Raw genomic sequence first — 19,471 nt, 5'->3', positions numbered from 1 at the left:
CGCCCCCGCCGGTTCCCGGCACTTCCTGATTTGCGGCGCCTCACTCGGTGATGCGTATGGCTTTTGAAGTTCTCGACGAGCACGAACAAGGTGAACTGGTGCGCAAGTGGTTGCGCGCCAACGCAATGTCCATTCTCATTGGCATTGTCATCGGCCTTTTGCTCATTTTTGGATATCAGCAATGGAAGGCGCGCGTCGCACACACGCGAGCCGAGGCGGCCATGCAGTACGCGGCGTTTTCCGAAGCGGTCGACGCCAAGCGCATCGATGACGCCACGCGTATCGCCGAAGCACTGCGCAAGGACTTCCCGGACAGCCCCTACGCCGTGTTTGCGACCCTGAGCCAGGCCGAGACCGAAGCGGGCAAGGGCGATCTCAAGGCGGCGGCAGCGAGTCTGGACAGCGCGGGCCAACTGGCCAGCGACGCCTCGATGAAGTCCCTCATTGCCTTGCGTCAGGCTCGGGTCAGCCTTGCCCTCGGTGAGGCCGAGGCCGCGCTCGGCCACCTCGATCGAATCGCCAAGACCGATTTCCCGGATCTTGCCGGCGAGTTGCGCGGCGATGTCCTGGCCAAACTGGGGCGCACCGAGGATGCGCGGGCAGCCTATACGGAAGCCCTGGCGCACATGGACCTGCAGTCTCCCAGCCGCAGTTTCGTCGAAATGAAGCTGGGTGACCTGAAGTCGGCCGCGACGCCGGAGAAGCAGAAATCATGAAGCGAGCGCTGCTGGCGGTTGTCATCGTTTCAGCGGCCCTGGGTGGCTGCAACTGGATCAAGGGGCTCGGCAAGAAGGACAACGTCGAGCCACCGACCGCGCTGGTCGAATTCGCACCCAGCGTCAGTGTCGAGACGCTGTGGTCGGCCTCGATCGGCAAGGGTGCGGGCAAGTCGGGTGCGCGCATGCATCCGGCCGTGGTTGGCGATCGCCTCTATGTGGCCAGCGTCGACGGCGCCGTGCAGGCCCTGGATGCAGCGAACGGACGCACGCTATGGTCCAGCCGCGACAAGAAGTTGCGCTGGGCCGGCGGCCCGGCGGCCAGCGACGATCTCGTCGTGGTGGGTTCCCTGAATGGCCAGGTGCGCGGTTTCTCTGCCGCGGACGGAAGCGAGCGCTGGCAGACCCAGCTCAGCTCCGAGATCATCTGCGCGCCGGCGATCGCCGACGGCGTGGTCGCGGTGCGCTCCCAGGACGGTCGCCTGTTCGGGCTGGATCCGGCCGATGGCACCCAACGCTGGGTCTACGAGCAGACAGTTCCGGTCCTAAGCCTGCGTGGTAGCGCCTCGCCACTGATCGGTGGCGGATTCGTCTTCGACGGCTACGACAGCGGACGCATCGTCGCGGTGCGTCAGACCGACGGTGCGCCGGCCTGGAGCCAGGTTCTGTCGGCCGGGGAGGGACGCACCGAGGTCGAGCGCCTGGCAGATGCCGACGGCCAGCTTGTGCTCGACAACGGCCAGCTCTTCGCCACCAGCTACCATGGCCAGATCGCCTCGTTCTATGCCGACAGCGGTCGTCCCGCCTGGGCCCGCGAACTGTCGAGCTTCGCCGGCCTCGCAGTCGGTGCAACTGCGGTTGTCGTCAGCGATGCCGACGGCAACGTATGGGCGTTCGATCGCCAAAGCGGCGCCAATCTGTGGAAGCAGGAGGGCCTGTTGCATCGCTGGCTCAGTCCGCCCGCGATCGTCGGCAACTACGCCGTGGTTGGCGACCTCGAAGGCTATGTCCACTGGCTCAGCCTCGAGGACGGCTCCTTCTCCGCGCGCGAGCGAATCGGCAAGAAGCCGATCGAGAGTGCGCCGGTGGTCAGTGGCGATACCCTCTATATCGAAGATGCCGGCGGCCGGATCGCCGCATTTCGCACTCAATAACTGATTCGAGCGACGCCGCCTGTCTTCCTCCCCGGGAGCCAGGCGTCGCCGCCGGATGGATCCATCGGATCTGCATCGACGATGCGTCCGATGCCACATCAACGGAGCGCCCGCGATGCTACCCGTCGTCGCCCTGGTCGGACGCCCGAACGTCGGCAAGTCCACCCTTTTCAACGTCCTGACCCGCACACGGGATGCGCTGGTCGCGGACATGCCCGGGGTGACCCGGGATCGCCACTACGGGTTCTGCCGTCTCGGCGAACGCCATTTCGTGCTCGTCGACACCGGTGGCCTGGCCGATAGCGATGAAGGTCTGGCCGGACTGACAGCGCGCCAGGTCGAACTGGCGATTGCCGAAGCCGATGTCGTCGTATTCGTCGTCGATGCGCGAGACGGATTGCTGCCGACCGACCAGGCCATCCTCGAACGCCTGCGGCGTACGTCCAAGCCGATGCTGCTTGCCGTCAACAAACTCGACGGTCTCGACGAATCGGTGGCACTGGCCGATTTCGCCCGCCTCGGCGTGGCCAATCCGATGCCACTTGCCGCGTCGCACGGTCACGGCACCCTGCAACTGGTCAAGGCGATCGAGACCTTGCTGCCTGCCGGCGAGCCCGAAACGCCGTCGGGAGCGGACGAGGGCGGAGTCCGTGTGGCCATCGTCGGGCGTCCCAACGTCGGCAAGTCGACCCTGGTCAACCGCCTGCTCGGTGAGGACCGCGTCATCGTCTCCAATGTCGCCGGCACGACCCGGGATTCGATAAGGATCCCGCTCGAACGCGACGGACGAAAATACACGCTGATCGACACGGCCGGCGTACGACGTCGGGCCCGCATCGACGATGCGGTCGAGAAATTCAGCGTGATCAAGACCCTGCAATCGATCGATGCAGCAAATGTCGTGGTCATGCTGCTCGATGCCAACGAAGGCGTTACCGACCAGGACGCCGGCCTGATCGGGCACGCCCTCGAGGCCGGACGCGCCCTGGTCATCGCAATCAACAAGTGGGACGGTCTCAAGACCTACGATCGCGACCAGTGCAAGCGCTCGCTCGAGCGCAAGCTGACATTCGTCGAGTGGGCTCCGCGATTGACGATCTCGGCCCTGCACGGCACCGGTATCGGCGAGCTGATGAAGCGTGTCAATCGCGTGCATGCCGCGGCGAACGCCAAACTGACGGCGTCCGACCTGACCCGCGCGCTGGAAACGGCCTACGCCGCCTTCCAACCGCCCCTGGTCCGCGGACATGCGCCGAAGCTGCGCTATGCGCATCCGGGTGGGACCAACCCGCCGACCATCGTCATACACGGCTCGCGCACCAAGCACCTGGCCGAATCCTACCGGCGCTATCTCGAGAACTTCTTTCGCAAGCGCTACAAGCTCGAGGGAACACCGATCCGCATCGACTTTCGCGAGGGCGAGAATCCGTATGCGACCCGGAAGAACGTGCAGGCCGATGGCCAGCAGAGGCGCCGCCCGCGCGCACCTGGCAAAGCCCCGCGCGGCAAGAAATAGAATCGCGATAAGCCAAAAGAGAACGTGATGACGAGCAGCATCGGACTGGCCCGGCAAGAGATTGCAACGGCCATTCTGGCCGGCGGCGCCTCGCGCCGGCTCGGCGGCGTCGACAAGGGGCTGCAACCGCTGCTGGGTCGGCCGCTGATCGAATGGGTCGTCGACAGCCTGGGCCGGCCGAAGGGAGGGGAACGCTTGATCGTGGCCAATCGAAACGCGGCGATCTATGCGCGCTATGGAAAGGTCATTGCCGATACTGAGCCCGACTATCCCGGACCCCTCGCCGGAATCGCCGCAGCGCTCGCGGCGACCCGTTCGCCCTGGTTGTTCACCCTGCCGGTCGATTGTCCGACGCCACCGCAAGGATTGCTCGATGGCTTCTGGCGTCAGGCCTGCCTGCATGGCTACCCGTCGCTGGTCGCGCATGACGGAGTCCGGCGTCAGCCGCTGTTTGCCCTCTATCGCAGTTCGCTGTCGGACTCCGCTGCGCTGGCGCTACGATCGGGTCTCGGCGCAAGTGCCTGGCAGGATGCGATCGGGGCACGCGAAATCGTCGTCTCCGCAGGCCCGGAATCCTGGGTCAACCTCAACACGGCCTCAGACTTCGAGGCATTCGCGGACAAGCGGGCATGAGCATGAAGCAGGCGGTCACGGCACTGCCGGTCGACGAAGCGCGTCGACGCATCCTCGAGATCTGCCTCGATCGCCGCACGCCAATGGAACAGGTCGCCCTGGAGGAGGCCCGCCTTCGCGTTGCCGGCAGGGACATCGTGGCGCCGCGCGACCTGCCTCCGTTCGCGAATTCGGCGATGGACGGCTTTGCGCTGCGCGGCACGGACCTGCCGAGCGACGGAACGCGTCGACTGCGCATCGTTGGCACTCGACTGGCCGGAAGCGCCAGCGAGTTGTCCATAGGGCCCGGTGAGTGCCTGCGCATCACGACCGGTGCGCTGCTGCCAGCCGGCGCCGATACGGTCGTGATCAAGGAGCGCGTGCGGGTCGATGGCGAAACCGCAATCGTCCAGGCCTGTGAAATTTCCGGTGCCCATGTGCGTCCGGCCGGCGAAGACTTTCGCGCCGGCGAGGTGGTTGTCCATGCTGGCGAGCGGATCACGTTCGCGCGCATCGCGGCGATCGCCTCGCTCGGGCTGGCCACGATCGAGGTTTCGCGCCGACCGCGGGTCACCATACTGACCACCGGCGACGAGCTCGTGATGCCGGGCCACGCCTGTTCGCCGGCCCAGATCTACAACAGCAACGGCTACAGCCTGTCGGCCATGCTCGCGATATCAGGAGTCCAGCAAATCGCTGCGGGCGGCGCCGACACCGGGGCAGGATTCGGCCACCTCGGCGACGATGTCGAGCGGATTCGCGTAGCCTTGTCTGCCGCGGCTGCCCACGGCGATGTCGTCATCACTTCGGGTGGCGTCTCGGCTGGCGAAGCCGACTACCTGCCACGCCTGGTCGGAGAGCTCGGGCGCATACACTTCTGGAAGGTGCGCATGCGCCCCGGCATGCCATTCCTGTTCGGCGAGATCGGCAACGCCCTGGTTTTCTGCCTGCCGGGCAATCCGGTTTCGACCATGGCGACCTTTCTTGCCCTGGTCGGTCCGGGCCTGGCCGCAATGCAAGGGTGCCGGGATGTCCTGCCGCGCATGCATGCGGCGAAACTTGCAACGGCGATCCGCAAGTCGCACGATCGGACCGAGTTTCTTCGCGCACGGATTGAAGTCGACGACGAGGGCACTTGCCGGGCATGGCCGCTCGCAGGGCAGGGCTCGGCCATGCTCCGCGGCGTGGTCCAGGCCAATGGCCTTATCGTCATCCCCGAATCGACACACGACCTTGAATCCGGTGAAATGGTCACGGTCATGCCCCTGCCGGAATGCTCCTGAGTGTCGATGCAAGCCCGCCATCCAGCCCGCGCGCTACCCGCCCATGGCGAGATTGATCCCGCACAGGCGCTCGAATTCATGGAAACGGGCGCGCTGCTTCTGGATGTCCGCGATGCGAATGAGCGCGCCGCGGGTGCTGCGCGTTTCTCGATCGGTATGGCGCCCGAGCGCTTTGCCGAGGATCTGGTAGCGATTGGCGCCGCACCGAGCCGTGCGCTGATCACTATTTGCGCCAGCGGCCGTCGATCCCTGCAGGCCCTCGATTTACTGCGCGACCTCGGATACCGCAACGTCGCGTCGGTTCGTGGCGGATTCCAGCGCTGGCGCAGCGAGGGCCTTGCGGTCGAGTACGGCGCGCTGGACGCGGATTCCGCGGAGCGCTACGCCAGGCATCTGGTGCTGCCCGAAGTCGGGATTGCCGGGCAGGGGCGCCTGGCAGCGGCGCGGGTGGCCCTGGTAGGCGCCGGAGGCCTCGGTTCCCCGGCGGCCCTCTATCTCGCTGCGGCCGGCGTCGGCACGCTGACCCTGATCGATGACGACCGGGTCGAACGTTCGAATCTGCAACGCCAGGTCGTCCATGTCGACGCGCGCGTCGGCATGGCAAAGACCGAGTCCGCGCGAATCGCGCTTTGCGCGCTGAATCCCGCCATCCGCATCGAAACCCGTGAACAGCGCATCGGCGCAGGCAATGTCGAAGCCCTGCTTTCCGGCCATGACATGGTCGTCGACGGCGCGGACAATTTCCCCACCCGATACCTGCTCGATGCAGCCTGCCGACGCTTGCGAATCCCTTGGGTGTACGGTGCCGTGCATCGCTTCAGCGGCCAGATCAGCGTTTTCGATCCGCGCCGTGGTGATTCGCCCTGCTATCGCTGCCTGTTCGCGGAACCTCCTTCGGCTGCGGAGGCGCCGAATTGCAGCGAGGCGGGTGTCCTCGGCGTGCTCCCCGGCATCATCGGTCTGTTGCAGGCTACCGAAGTCATCAAGCTCATCCTGCAGCAGGGCGCGCCGCTGGTCGGCCGTTTGCTGTGCTTCGATGCACTGGCAACCCGTTTCCAGGAACTCGCGCTGGCGCGCGATCCGGCCTGTCCCGGCTGTTCGTCATCCGCGTCGTTCACCGGGTACGAGGAGATCGCGCGAGTGTGCGCCGGGTGAGATCTGGCTCCATCAATATACCTGGGGTCAAGTTATCCTTTGCATGAATTGTGCAAGTGCTGGATTCGCGCTGGATCGCGATGATTCACGGACTGTCCGCGAGGGCGCAGGGCAGGGTTCCTGGTAGTGGCGATGCACGGGTAAAGGGCCGTCGCGATCGTTTCGATCGTCCACTTTCGCCTGAATACTCTAGTTCGTCATGTGGCGCCCGAAGCCAGGAATTTTCCGGTTTCATTGCATTGCGTCATTACATTTCACGTGCAACTTGTTAGCGTCGCCGGCGTGCCATCGACCGTGGGGGTCAATGGCGCGCTCCGGGGAATATCGCAACGGTATGCGTGGAAGGTGGAGCCGCTGAACGGCTCCAGAGGATGGTGCGTGTCGTCCACCCGGAATTGGTGTGTTACTCACGGTCGCTTCGGCGGCAACCAATTACCTATCTTGGGAATCAATCCGTGATCAAAACCAATATCAGTGGGAATCTTAAAATTGCATTATTGCCTTTGGCGATAGGCATCATCGCTGGGTCGGCCCAGGCCGCGACCCGGGTGGACCTCCACCAGCAGGATGCCGCAAGCCTGAGCGCGAATTATGCGAGCGCGACGGCAGGCATGGGTGCCTCGTCCGTCAGCAACGAACGCCACGCGGAAATGCTCGGCCTCGACAGCGAGTCGACATTGCGCGAGATCAGAGCTTCGGTCGACGCCGATGGCACCCGCCATTATCGCTATCAGCAGTACTTCCGCGGCATTCCGGTCTGGGGCGAGCATGTCGTGGTCGCCGAGGATGGCCGTGGCAACCTGAAGTCGCTGTTCGGTCGCTCGGTCGGCGGTCTGGCCATGGAGATTCCCATGCGCGCGCCGGTCGTGGGCGCCAACAATGCGCTGGCCGCTGCAAGGCAGGCCGCGCTTGGCAGCCGCGCATCTGCGATGCAGATCGAGAACCAGTCAGCCCGGCAAATGATCTATGTGGACGACAACGACAGGGCGCACCTGGCGTATGTCGTCTCCTTCTTCGCCGATTACCGGACGTCAGGCAGCAAGCTCGGCATCAGTGAGCCGACGCGTCCGTTCGTCATCGTCGATGCGCAGACCGGCCTCGTGCTCAAGCAGTGGGAAGGCCTGACCACGGCCGAGATCGGCACCGGCCCCGGCGGCAACGCCAAGACCGGTCAGTACCAGTGGGGTTCGGGTGGGCGCTACGGCTACCTCGATGTCAGCCAGAGCGGCAGCACCTGCACGATGAACAACACCGACGTGAAGTCGGTCAACCTCAACGGCAGCACCGGCGGCAGCACGACGGCCTATTCCTATACCTGCCCTAACAACACCTACAAGGCCATCAACGGCGCCTACTCGCCGATCAATGACGCGCATTATTTCGGTGGCGTGATCCAGGACATGTACAGCGCGTATACCGGCGGCAAGGCGCTGACCTTCCAGCTGATCATGCGCGTGCACTATGGCAGCCAGTACGAGAATGCGTTCTGGGACGGATCGACGATGAGTTTCGGCGACGGCAAGACGACCTTCTATCCGCTGGTCAGCGTCGACGTGGCCGGCCACGAGGTCTCGCACGGCTACACCGAGCAGCACTCGAACCTGACCTATTCGGGCCAGTCCGGCGGCATGAACGAGGCCTACTCCGACATGGGCGGCGAAGCCACCGAATACTACTGGAAGGGCAGCAACGACTTCCTGGTCGGTCCGGAGATCTTCAAGGGCTCGGGCGCGCTGCGCTACATGGCCAATCCGCCGCAGGACGGCGGCTCGATCGACAATGCCGCGGACTACACCAGCTCGCTGGACGTGCACTACTCCTCGGGCGTCTACAACAAGGCGTTCTACAAGCTGGCCACGACCTCGGGCTGGAACACGCCGAGCGCGTTCAAGGTGTTCGCCCGCGCGAATGCGCTGTACTGGACGCCGAGCAGCACGTTCAACAGTGGCGCCTGCGGCGTCGGGACCGCAGCGACTGACCTCGGTCTGAGTGCGGCTGCGGTGACGGCGGCCTTCACTTCGGTTGGCGTGGCTTGCCCGGGCGGCGGCGGTGGCGGCGGTGGCGGTACCGGCGGGGCGCTGACAAATGGCGTCGCCGTCACCGGTATCGGCGCGTCCACGGGCAACTCGGTGAACTACACCCTGGTCGTTCCGTCCGGGGCTTCCGGGTTGAGCTTCGTCATGTCGGGAGGCAGCGGCGATGCCGACATGTATGTCAAGTTCGGCAGCGCACCGACCGACACGTCCTACGACTGTCGTCCGTACAAGTCCGGCAATGCTGAAACCTGCACGATCGCAACCGCCCAGGCCGGAACCTACTACGTGCGCCTGAAGGCTTACTCCACGTTTTCCGGTGTTTCGCTGACGGGCAGCTACACGACCGGTGGCGGCGGCGGTGGCGGCGCACAGACCTACAGCAACACCACCGACTATTCGATTCTGGACAATTCCACGGTCGACAGCCCGATCACGGTTTCAGGCCGCTCGGGCAATGCGCCGAGCAGTGCTTCGGTCACCGTGGCCATCGTGCATACCTACCAGGGCGACCTCAAGGTCGACCTGGTGGCGCCCGATGGTTCGCTCTACAACATCCACAACAGGACCGGCGCTGGTACCGACGACATCAACAAGACCGTGACCTTCAACCTCTCCAGCGAGGCCCTCAACGGCACCTGGAAACTGCGGGTCAATGACAACGCCAATGGCGACACCGGCTACATCAACAGCTGGAGCGTAACGTTCTAGGATCTGGCCGACAGGTCTGATTGCTTCGCAGACCCCGGCTTCGGCCGGGGTCTCTTTTTTGGCCACCGCAACGGAGTTTCTTCCGCCGTGCCCGTTCGCCCAACGACAGCCGGGCCGGTTCTGCCAGCAGTCCAGGTTGGCGCGCGCCGGTCAGGCGGACGCTGACGTGCGCGGGGCTGTCGGTGCAGGGCGGGAAACGGGGCCGCTCGCCAGGCGACCGACCCCTGCCACTCAGGACTGCAGCGTGGCCTTGGGCTTGCCCCGCCACTGGCGACGCTGCTTGTTGGCCGCCGCATGCTCGTTGTCGCCTTTGCCGCGTGGCTGCTGGGCGTGCGGCCGTCGCGCGTGTTGTGAGCGCGATGGCTGCGGGCGGCCGCTTGCGCCTGGGCCGTCCAGTCGAAGCGGCTGTGAGGGCTCGAAGCCGGGCACATCGACGATGGCGATGTCCTGCTTGAGCAGCTTGCGGATATCCCGCAGCAGGCCTTCTTCGGCGCGGCTGACCAGCGAGATCGCCAGGCCTTCCGAACCGGCGCGGCCGGTCCGGCCGATCCGGTGCACATAGTCTTCGGCGACCATGGGCAGATCGAAGTTGATGACCATCGGCAACTGGTCGATGTCGAGACCGCGCGCGGCGATGTCGGTGGCGACGAGGACATTGATCCGGCCGCTCTTGAAGTCGGCCAGGGCGCGGGTGCGCTGGTTCTGGCTCTTGTTGCCGTGGATGGCCGCGGCACGCAGGCCCGACTTCTCCAGTTGGCGGGTCAGCTTGTCCGAGCCATGCTTGGTCCGGCAGAAGACCAGGGTCTGGCTGCCGTCGAGACTGAGCAGGTGCAGCAGCAGGTCGCGCTTGGCTTCCATGTTGACCGGGTGCACGCGGTGGGTGACCGTCGATGCCACGCTGTTCGGCTTGGCAATCTGGATCTCCTGCGGCGAGCGCATGAACTGGGCGGCCAGACCCTTGATTTCGGTCGAGAACGTGGCCGAGAAGAGCAAGGTCTGGCGTGCCGTCGGCAGGGCCCCGAGCACGCGCTTCATGGCTGGCAGGAAGCCCATGTCGAGCATGCGGTCCGCTTCGTCGAGAATGAGGATTTCAATCCCGGCCAGGTCGACCGTTCGCCGTTGCATGTGATCGAGCAGGCGCCCCGGCGTAGCCACGACGATGTCGACGCCGCGACGCAGGGCGTCGATCTGCGGACCCATGCCAACGCCACCGAAAACCGTCGCCGACTTGACGCCGATGTGCTTGCTGTAGGTGCGGACACTCTCCTGCACCTGGGCCGCCAGTTCGCGTGTCGGCGTCAGGATCAGGGCACGCGGCCTGCGTGCCAGGGGCATGCGCTTGCCATCCGGGTAGAGGCGCTCGAGCACGGGCAGGGCGAACGCGGCCGTCTTGCCGGTGCCGGTCTGGGCGCCAGCCATCAGGTCATGGCCGGCCAGGACGACCGGAATCGCCTCGGACTGGACCGGTGTGGGTTGGGTATAGCCTTGTTCTTCGAGCGCGCGCAGCAGTGCTGGCGACAGCCCGAGGGTGTCGAAACTCATGGAAAACTCCTGGTAGATAACCCGGAGCGTCCCTGATGAACCGCGCTGCAGGTCTTGATTTTGCGGACGCCGGCCTACGTGGCGGGCATTCCGGTTCTGGGCGTCGGGACCGCGAGCGGTGAGGTTCGATGCATGCCGATCAACAGGAATGCAGCCGAATGACCGGAAGGGAAATCGGGGGTCAACGCGACGAAACGCGTGAAGCTTACAGCAAGCTGGGGGGCGCATCCAGCGAAACTTGAGTCTGCACACGCCGTACGATGGTCGATTCCTTTTGACGCCGGCTACCTGAACGGTACTATTCGACGCCCATGCGAATCACCTTCGAACTTGAATCGGCCGACATCGAACACTTCCAGGGTGCCTTCGATCGTGCCCGGCGGCTGGCCTGCGACGCCGATGAAGTCGATATCGTCGACGCCGCCAAGCAGGCGCTCGACAGTCTCTGCATCGCTACGATTCCCGGTTACGTGCGCAAGCGGCTCGTCCATGTGCAGCGACTGATCCTGATGCTCGAGGACGACGATTGGAACCTGCGCGGGCCGGAGCGCATCGATGCGCTCGCTGCGCTCGCCTATTTCGGCGATCCGGATGACCTGATTCCAGACCACATCGAGGTCATCGGCCTGATCGACGATGCCATCATGCTTGAACTGCTGGCCCGCCGCATGCGCCACGTCCTTGGCGCCTACCGCAAGTTCTGCTCGGTGCGCAGTGCCATGCCCGCGACGGCCGACGCCATGGACGCCAGAACGGCGCGGGCGCGACTGCTTGCCGTGCATCGTACGACCCTGATGGAGGAACTGGCATCGAGGCGCGAGCGCGTCGACGCGCATGTCGATCCGTAGCTGCGTGATGGCGGCGCCGAACACTCGAATCTCGCGCGATCGGGGTTAAACTGGGCAGCTGTCCAGATCACACGCAACCGCACCGGAGCCAGGCATGCAGGTAACCAACAACGTCGTCGTTTCGTTCCACTACTCGCTGCGGGGCGATGACGGCGGTGAAATCGAGAGCTCGCGCGGATCCGGCCAGCCGGTGGTGGCCCTGATCGGCCATGGCGGAATCATCCCGGGCCTGGAAAAGGCGCTGCTCGGCCACTCCGTTGGCGATACCCTGGAGGTCGATGTCGAACCAGCCGACGCCTATGGTCCGCGGATGGAAGGCAATATCCAGCGGGTGCCGAAGAAGTACTTTCGGGATGCCGCACGTCTGCGGCCGGGCATGACCACCATGCTGGCGCTCAAGGAGGGCGGCCAGCGCGTGGTGACCGTTGGCAAGGTCGGTTCGAGCGTCATCGATGTCGACCTCAATCACCCCCTGGCCGGCAAGCATCTGCATTTCGACATCGAGATCGTTGCGGTTCGCGAGGCCAGCAAGGACGAAATCGCCCATGGCCACGTGCACGGGCCAGAAGGCGTCGACCACGGCGAGGCGCACTGAGCCTGGCCCCGGCCGTTGGCTACGGTTGCGTCGGGCCAGCGGCTCAGCGGATGACGCGTTTGCCGGATCGGAACAGTTCCCGCCAGCCCGGTGCATCCAGACTGTCCAGCCTGACCGTTCCGCCGCTGTTTGGTGCGTGGACGAAGCGGCCGTTGCCGACGTAGATGCCGACATGGCTGACCCGTCGACCCGAAGCAAACAGGACCAGGTCTCCGCCGCGCAGCCTTTCCCTGGATACTTCCGGCTGGTCCAGAGTGCCCAGTTCGGCCGAGGTGCGCGGCAAGCCGATCCCGGCGGCATCGCGGAATACGTAGCCGACCAGGCCGCTGCAATCGAACCCCGACTCGGGCGTGTTGCCGCCGTACCGATAGCGCGTGCCGACCAGGGCCAAGGCCCGGAACAGCACTGCATTGGCGACACTGGTGATGTCTGATGCCTGATCCGGCGAGGCGCCCTGCAGCGGGAACGGTTGGCGCACCTCGTTCCGGCCGCAGGCGCACAGCAACACGGTCAGCAGAATGGCGAGACGCGAAAAGCACATCGCCCGACCTTGTGACAGGCCGGGCGATGTGTCAATCGAAAAGAAAAGGAGGGCCGGCCGCGGATTCGGAAACGGTCGGCGCCTCTGGAAAATCAGGCGGCGGAGGCGCAAAGGCTCAGGCGTGGGCGTGCTACTGCAACCTCGGCCGGGGCTTCGTCATCGCCGACGAGTGCTTCATGCAGGGTCTGCACGGCTTCTTCGAAGCGAACCAGACGCTCCTGTGCGGCGCTGGCGACGTTGCCCGGAACCTGTCCGGCGTCGAGCAGGCTGCGCAGCATTTCGCGATGCTGGGCGCTGAAGTCGGGATCCAGCAAGGCTTCATCGAGCGCGCAGATCACGGCAGCCAGCCAACCCGAAGTCGGAGCCCGCAGGGCCAGCAGCAGTTCGTTGGTCGATACGTTCATCAGATTCCCCGGCATGTTTGGATCTCGATGAAGTGAATGCATGGACTATGCCAGTATCGGGGAGCGGCCCGGCGGCCACTGTCCTGCCTTCGCGATGCGGGGCGCGCCGGAGCCGGCCAGGCCTGCTCCGTGGCCAATTGCACGAGGCCGCGCCTGATTGTGCGGGGATGACACCGGGCGGGGCGGCAAGGATGGCCCGTTCAGGTTTCGTCACTTGCTGACAATCCGCGCTGCAGTCTGCCCTCGGACAAATTCCACTTCGTGGCGCGCCCGGATCGCGCGATCGGGACAACCCGGGGGCGGCAGCCGGTACGGACTCCCGTAGAATCACGGCCCATGAATCCTCAAGAGACGGATGTGCTTGTCCTCGGCGGCGGGGTGATCGGCCTGGCCTGCGCCTACTACCTTCTCGGATCCGGTCGCAGCGTTACGCTGATCGACCAGGGCCAGCTTGGAGGTGGCAGTTCGCATGGCAATTGCGGAACCCTGACGCCGAGCCACGCCATGCCCCTGGCGATGCCGGGCGTGATCGGAACCGCCCTGAAATGGCTCTTGCGTGCCGACGCGCCACTGCGCATCAAACCGAGTCTCGATCCGGATCTGTTGCGCTGGCTGATGGCCTTCGCAAGACGCTGCAACTGGTCCGACTTTTCCTCGACCAGCGCGATCAAGGCGCCCTTCCTGGTTCGCTCCTGCGAGCTCATCGCCGAACTCGTCGAGCGCGAAAGAATGGATTGCGAGTTCGAGCGTCGTGGAACGCTGTACGCCTATCGGGATGCGGAGGCATTCGGCAACTCGGGTTGGCTTCCCCGCGCCCTGGAAGAGGTCGGCATCGACATCGAGATCCTCGACGGTACCCAGGTCGAGCAACGCGAGCCGGCCTTGAGGCCAGGCATCGCCGGCGGCTATTTCAATCCCGGTGACGCACAGTTGCGCCCCGATCGCTTTGTGGCCGAGTTGGCGCGCGCGGTCAGGGCGCGCGGTGGCGACCTTCGCGAGCAAACCCGGATCGAGTCGATCGAGCAGCAGGGCAGCCGCATCTCGCGCGTTCGCACGACGAACGGCAACTACTCGGCACGGGATGTCGTTTTTGCACTCGGCGCGTGGGCTCCGCGCGTCGCCCGGCAACTCGGCCTGCGTCTGCCGATCCAGCCCGGCAAGGGCTATTCGATCACCTATTCGCGGCCGCGGACATGCCCACAGGTGCCGCTGGTACTCAAGGAGGCCAGTGTGTGCGTGACGGCCTGGAATTCCGGCTATCGCCTTGGCAGCACGATGGAGTTCGCCGGATACGACAGCAGCCTCAACCGCAAGCGCCTCGATGCGTTGCGACGGGCCGCCACGGAATACCTGCATGACCCGGAGGGTGCTGAGGTCAGGGAGGAGTGGTATGGCTGGCGACCGATGACACCCGACGATCTTCCGATCATCGGAAGCGTGCCGGGCATCGACAACCTGTGCCTCGCCAGCGGCCATGGCATGCTCGGCGTCACGATGTCGGCGTTGACCGGCGTGCTGGTCAGCGAACTCCTTGGAGACGGAGCGACATCGATCGATACGACACCGTTCAGCATCCGACGATTCGGCTGATCGAGGCTCGAACGTCTCCGTCGGCGCGCCTTTCCGCTAGGCGTGGTCGCGCACGACCAGCAGGCGCAGTTCGGTCATGTCCTCGATGGCGTAACGGATGCCCTCGCGACCGAGACCCGAATCCTTGACCCCGCCGTAGGGCATGTTGTCGACGCGGAAACTCGGTACATCGCCGATGACCACGCCACCGACGTCGAGCCGGTCCCAGGCGCGCATGGCCTTGTTGATGTCATCGCAGAAGATGCCGGCCTGCAGGCCGAATTCGCTGTCGTCGACGATCTTCAGGGCCTGGTCGAACTCCGTGTACGGTTGCAGGGTCGCGACCGGGCCGAAGGCTTCCATGCAATTGACCTTCTGGTCCGGACCGACCTGCTCGAGCACGGTTGCATCGAGCATCGCGCCATCGCGCTTGCCGCCGCAAAGGAGCTTCGCACCGGCCTTGACGGCCTCCTGGATCCAGTCGTCGAGACGCTTCGCTTCCTTCTCGTCGATCATCGGTCCGATGAAGGTCTTTTCGTCCTTGGGATCGCCGGCGACCAGCTTTCCGGTGGCGGCGACGAAGCGCTTGCGGAACTCGTCGTAGATATCGGCATGCACGAGGATGCGCTGTACTCCGATGCAGCTCTGTCCGGACTGGTAGAAGGCGCCGAAGATGATGCGCTCGATGACCGCGTCGAGGCGATCGCGCTGGTCGGCTTCAACCACGCAGGCGGCATTCCCGCCGAGTTCGAGGACGACCTTCTTCTTGCCGGCCTTGGCCTTGAGATCCCAGCCCACGGCCGGAGAGCCCGTGAACGACAGCAGTTTCAGGCGCTCGTCGGTGGTGAACAGGTCGGCGCCGTCGCGATGCGCGGGCAGGATCGAAAAGGCGCCCTTGGGCAGGTCGGTCTCGGCCAGGATCTCGCCGATGATCAAGGCTCCGATCGGAGTACGGCTGGCCGGCTTGAGGACGAACGGGCAGCCGGCGGCGATGCCCGGCGCGACCTTGTGCGCGGCCAGGTTGAGCGGGAAGTTGAACGGCGAAATGAAGGAACACGGGCCGATCGGAACGCGCCGCGTGAACCCGCGATAGCCTTTGGCCCGGGCCGAGATCTCGAGATTGAGCACTTCGCCGTTGATACGGACCGCTTCTTCCGCAGCGACCTTGAAGGTGTCGATCAGGCGGGTGACTTCGCCCCGCGCATCCTTGATCGGCTTGCCGGCTTCGATGCACAAGGCCATGGCCAGTTCGTCGTAGCGCTCGCGAAAACGCCTGACACAGTGTTCGAGCACCGCCTGCCGCTGGTAGGGCGCGAATTCGCGCATCGGCTCGGCCGCGGCGACGGCGGCCGCGATGCCCGCGTCAATGGCCTTCGAATCCGCCAGCGCAACGCGTGTCGCGACCTTGCCGGAATATTTGTCGGTGACTTCCAGGTCGGTGTTCGGTTGCTTTGCGACGTTTGCGAGGTAATAGGGGTAGCTGGACTTGAGCATGGGTTCGCTCCTTGTAGCGGACTGCGGGTCGAATCGGCGAGATCGCTTCTGGTTCGAGTCGATTTCTACAGTTCGGCACTGAGCTCGCGGATTTCGCGATTGAGCACGCGGTCGTTGTCCGAGTAGTCGATCGGCAGGTCGATCAGGTGCACGCCGGGCGTATCGAGGCACTTCGAGAGCAGGGGACCGAATTCGTCCGCGGACTTCGGCCGATGGCCGTGCGCACCATAGCTTTCGGCATAACGGACGAAATCGGGATTGCCCATGTCCATGCCGAAATTCGCGAAATGCATGTTGGCCTGTTTCCACTTGATCATGCCGTAGGCGTCGTCGCGCAGCAGCAGCACGACCAGGTCGAGTTTGAGCCGCACTGCGGTTTCGATTTCCTGGGAGTTCATCATGAAGCCGCCATCGCCGGCGACGGCGACGACCTTGCGGTCGGCATGCACGATCTTGGCCGCGATCGCCGAGGGCAGGCCGGCACCCATGGTCGCCAGTGCGTTGTCGAGCAGGATCGTGTTCGGTCGGGTACAGCGGTAGTAGCGTGCGAACCAGAGCTTGTACATGCCGTTGTCGAGGCAGAGGATGCCATCGTCGGGCATCGCCTTGCGCACGTCGGCGACCATGCGCACCGGATAGATCGGGAAGCGCGCATCGTCGGCCCCCTTGGCCAGGTGGGAGACGAGGTGTTCGCGCACGCTGTCGTCGTAGGAGAAATCCCAGTGGGCCTGCTTCTCGAGTTGCTGGCTGATGCGCCAGATCGCATTGGCGATGTCGCCGACGACTTCGATCTGCGGAAAGTAGACCGTGTCGACCTCGGCGGTCAGGTAGTTGATGTGGATGACGGTGCGCTTGCCGCGGCGCATGAAGAACGGCGGCTTCTCGATGACGTCGTGGCCGACATTGATGATGCAATCGGCGTGCTCGATGGCGCGGTGCACGAAGTCGCCGTCGGACAGGGCCGCGTTGCCGAGCCAGAGCGGGTGGGTCTCGTCGAGCACGCCCTTGCCCATCTGCGTGGTGAAGAACGGAATGCCGAGCTTCTCGACGAAGGCGCGCAGCATCTTGCTGCTGGTCTTGCGATTGGCGCCGGCACCGACCATCAGGATCGGTCGTTCCGATTCGCGAATCGCATCGACCGCCCACGCGATCGCCTTGTCGTCGGCGATCGGGCGGCGGTGGTGGCTCTCGGCCAGCACGATCGCATCGGTCTCGTCCTTGGCGATGTCCTCGGGCAGCTCGAGATGGGTGGCGCCGGGGCGCTCCTCCTCGGCACGGCGGAACGATTCGCGCACGCGCGCCGGGATGTTGTCGGCCGAGACGATCTGCCGGGTGAACTTGGTCAGTGGCTTCATCATGTCGACCACGTCGACGATCTGGAAATGCCCTTGCTTGGAGACCTTGACCGGCTTCTGGCCCGTGATCATGAACATCGGCATGCCACCCAGTTGCGCATAGGCGGCCGAGGTCACGAAATTGGTCGCGCCTGGCCCCAGCGTGGCCAGGCAGACTCCGGCCTTGCCGGTCAGCCGACCATAGGTTGCGGCCATGAAGCCCGCGGCCTGCTCATGCCGGGTCAGGATCAGCTTGATGCTCGAGGTGCGCAGTGATTCCAGCAGATCGAGGTTCTCCTCACCCGGGATACCGAAGACGTACTCGACACCCTCGTTCTCGAGTGCCTTGATGAACAGGTCCGAAGCTTTCATGCGCAGCACTCCATTCTATGGATTGGGTCTGGAAAGCGGGCCTCGCGATCCCTGATTCCGCCGATCGCGACTCATGCCGGTCGGGGACTATGCACGGGCCCACGGGCTTCATTGCGAAATTCCCTGCCGGCGCGGCAAGGAAGCTCCCCGAGTTGCATGGCAACGCGCCGATTGTGGCCGCCGCTGTCGCTGCGGGTCAATCTTCGGTTTCGACGCGCAACGGCAATTCGCCGTCCGCGAGAATCGCGCGCAGTCTGGCGCCGGGTCCGACCTGGCCGGTTCTGCGGACAACCTGCCCCGATCGCGATTCAACCAGGATCGCATAGCCTCGGGCGAGCGTCGCCAGGGGACTGAACGCGTGCAGCGCGCGCCCCAGTTCTTCGACGCGCGAGGTGCGGCGCTCCAGCAGGTGCCTGGTGGTGCCGAGCAGGCGCGCCTGGTATGCCGTTGCGCGCTCGCCGGCAGCCTGAAGCTTCCTGCCCGGATCGTGGACCGCGAGACCGGTCCGGGCATGCGCGAGCCGGGACCTGCGCCGTTCCAGCGTGCGCTCCGCTATCCGGTTCATGCGCGCCGAAAGCTGTTGCAGTCGTTCGTTGCCTCGGAGCAATCGTGCGCCAGGTCGCTGCAGGTTGAGTCGAGCCAGCAGATGATCGCTGCGTTGGCTGGAACTCTCGATGCGTCTGCGCATGCGCAGGCGCATGCGCTCTTGCCTTTGCCTGAGCTCGCGGAGCAACTCGCCGCTGTCGGGCACCAGCAGCTCGGCAGCGGCGGAGGGTGTCGGCGCCCGCAGGTCGGCCACGAAGTCGGAAATCGAAAAGTCGATCTCATGCCCGACCGCGGAGACCAGAGGAATGGAACAGCGCGAAATCGCCCGGGCCAGCGACTCGTCGTTGAAGGCCCAGAGATCCTCGAGAGGGCCGCCGCCGCGGGTCAGCAGCAGCACATCATGGCGACCGGCGCGTGAGGCCGCGTCGATCATCGCCACCATGGCCGGCGCTGCTTCCTTGCCCTGGACCGGTACCGGCAGGATCTCGACATCGACGAGGGGAAACCGGCGGCCGAGCACATTGAGCACATCGCGAACGGCGGCTCCGGTCGGCGAAGTCACGATGCCGATCCGGCGCGGCATCGATGGCAACGGAAGCTTGCGGGTGAGGTCGAAAAGACCCTCGGCAGAGAGGCGATTCTTCAGTTCCTCGAATTGCCTGCGCAAGGCTCCTTCGCCGGCGATTTCCAGGTGCTCGACCACAAGCTGGAACTCGCCGCGCGCCTCATACAGGCCGACCCGCGCCCTGGCCAGCACCTGCACACCGTCGGCGGGCTTGAACGGCAGCCAGCCACTGCGCGGCTTGAACATTGCGCAACGGACCTGGGCGTTCGCGTCCTTGAGGGTAAAATAGAGGTGCCCGGACGCCGGCCGTGACACATTGGAGAGTTCGCCTTCGATCCATATCGAAGGCAGGGCGTCTTCGAGCAGGTCGCGAACCATGCGGTTCAGCGAGGAGGGGGTCAGTATGGTCCGGTCGGGAGTGGATTCTGCGGTCATGGATGTGCCCAATGCCGACCGGTACACCAGGCGGCCGCATTCAAAC

General features: G+C 64.9%; 16 protein-coding genes. 10 read left to right on the top strand and 6 right to left on the bottom strand.

Going from position 1 to position 19,471, the window contains the following annotated elements; genetic code table 11:
* Positions 1–56 precede the first annotated feature (56 nt).
* From BM125_RS00245 to BM125_RS20885, 7 genes are all read left to right on the top strand, one after another.
* Positions 57–716, top strand: a complete 660-nt coding sequence (locus BM125_RS00245) for a YfgM family protein (protein ID WP_175497776.1) — start codon at positions 57–59, stop codon at positions 714–716.
* On the top strand, positions 713–1,870 hold the full coding sequence (bamB, locus tag BM125_RS00240; RefSeq protein WP_092403886.1) for an outer membrane protein assembly factor BamB: 1,158 nt from the start codon (positions 713–715) through the stop codon (positions 1,868–1,870). The genes BM125_RS00245 and bamB overlap by 4 nt, the downstream gene beginning before the upstream one ends.
* Before the next feature lie 115 nt (positions 1,871–1,985).
* Positions 1,986–3,386, top strand: coding sequence for a ribosome biogenesis GTPase Der (gene der, locus BM125_RS00235; RefSeq protein WP_092403885.1), 1,401 nt, complete (start codon positions 1,986–1,988; stop codon positions 3,384–3,386).
* Between the two features lie 27 nt (positions 3,387–3,413).
* Positions 3,414–4,019 carry an NTP transferase domain-containing protein gene (locus BM125_RS00230; RefSeq protein WP_092403884.1) on the top strand — a complete coding sequence of 202 codons (606 nt, stop codon included), beginning with the start codon at positions 3,414–3,416 and terminating at the stop codon, positions 4,017–4,019.
* Positions 4,016–5,281 (top strand): molybdopterin molybdotransferase MoeA, encoded by a 1,266-nt coding sequence (locus BM125_RS00225; RefSeq protein WP_092403883.1) that lies wholly within the window; start codon positions 4,016–4,018, stop codon positions 5,279–5,281. The genes BM125_RS00230 and BM125_RS00225 overlap by 4 nt, the downstream gene beginning before the upstream one ends.
* A gap of 6 nt (positions 5,282–5,287) precedes the next feature.
* Positions 5,288–6,436: a molybdopterin-synthase adenylyltransferase MoeB gene (gene moeB / locus BM125_RS00220; RefSeq protein WP_092404122.1), complete on the top strand. Its 1,149-nt coding sequence runs from the start codon at positions 5,288–5,290 to the stop codon at positions 6,434–6,436.
* 611 nt (positions 6,437–7,047) lie between these two features.
* Positions 7,048–9,180: a M4 family metallopeptidase gene (locus tag BM125_RS20885; RefSeq protein ID WP_342741282.1), complete on the top strand. Its 2,133-nt coding sequence runs from the start codon at positions 7,048–7,050 to the stop codon at positions 9,178–9,180.
* Positions 9,181–9,411: 231 nt separating this feature from the next.
* Here BM125_RS20885 and BM125_RS00210 read toward each other — a convergent pair whose 3' ends face one another.
* Entirely contained in the window at positions 9,412–10,722 is a 1,311-nt protein-coding gene (locus tag BM125_RS00210) for a DEAD/DEAH box helicase (RefSeq protein WP_092403881.1), read from the bottom strand.
* Positions 10,723–11,033: 311 nt separating this feature from the next.
* Here BM125_RS00210 and BM125_RS00205 point away from each other — a divergent pair, with 311 nt between their 5' ends.
* Positions 11,034–11,570 (top strand): YkvA family protein, encoded by a 537-nt coding sequence (locus BM125_RS00205; protein ID WP_092403880.1) that lies wholly within the window; start codon positions 11,034–11,036, stop codon positions 11,568–11,570.
* Between the two features lie 94 nt (positions 11,571–11,664).
* Complete coding sequence (locus BM125_RS00200; protein ID WP_092403879.1) at positions 11,665–12,165, top strand: FKBP-type peptidyl-prolyl cis-trans isomerase; 501 nt, start codon at positions 11,665–11,667, stop codon at positions 12,163–12,165.
* A gap of 43 nt (positions 12,166–12,208) precedes the next feature.
* Here BM125_RS00200 and BM125_RS00195 read toward each other — a convergent pair whose 3' ends face one another.
* Positions 12,209–12,706, bottom strand: coding sequence for a C40 family peptidase (locus tag BM125_RS00195; RefSeq protein ID WP_092403878.1), 498 nt, complete (start codon positions 12,704–12,706; stop codon positions 12,209–12,211).
* Positions 12,707–12,798: 92 nt separating this feature from the next.
* Positions 12,799–13,110 carry a hypothetical protein gene (locus BM125_RS00190; protein ID WP_092403877.1) on the bottom strand — a complete coding sequence of 104 codons (312 nt, stop codon included), beginning with the start codon at positions 13,108–13,110 and terminating at the stop codon, positions 12,799–12,801.
* A 336-nt stretch (positions 13,111–13,446) separates the two neighbouring features.
* Between BM125_RS00190 and BM125_RS00185 the strand changes: the two genes are divergently transcribed.
* Positions 13,447–14,700, top strand: a complete 1,254-nt coding sequence (locus tag BM125_RS00185) for an NAD(P)/FAD-dependent oxidoreductase (protein ID WP_092403876.1) — start codon at positions 13,447–13,449, stop codon at positions 14,698–14,700.
* Between the two features lie 36 nt (positions 14,701–14,736).
* Here BM125_RS00185 and BM125_RS00180 read toward each other — a convergent pair whose 3' ends face one another.
* The 3 genes from BM125_RS00180 to xseA form a co-directional block, all read right to left on the bottom strand.
* A complete protein-coding gene (locus tag BM125_RS00180) occupies positions 14,737–16,173 on the bottom strand; it encodes an aldehyde dehydrogenase family protein (RefSeq protein ID WP_092403875.1) in 1,437 nt (478 codons plus the stop codon).
* Between the two features lie 65 nt (positions 16,174–16,238).
* Positions 16,239–17,879: an acetolactate synthase large subunit gene (locus BM125_RS00175; protein WP_092404120.1), complete on the bottom strand. Its 1,641-nt coding sequence runs from the start codon at positions 17,877–17,879 to the stop codon at positions 16,239–16,241.
* Positions 17,880–18,075: 196 nt separating this feature from the next.
* Positions 18,076–19,425, bottom strand: a complete 1,350-nt coding sequence (xseA, locus tag BM125_RS00170) for an exodeoxyribonuclease VII large subunit (RefSeq protein ID WP_092403874.1) — start codon at positions 19,423–19,425, stop codon at positions 18,076–18,078.
* Between the last annotated feature and the right edge of the window lie 46 nt (positions 19,426–19,471).

Origin of the sequence: Dokdonella immobilis, from assembly GCF_900115085.1 — a bacterium.
Classification (GTDB): domain Bacteria; phylum Pseudomonadota; class Gammaproteobacteria; order Xanthomonadales; family Rhodanobacteraceae; genus Dokdonella; species Dokdonella immobilis.
The sequence above is the reverse complement of the archived record's forward strand: the minus strand, read 5'-3'. Positions and strand labels throughout refer to the sequence as shown.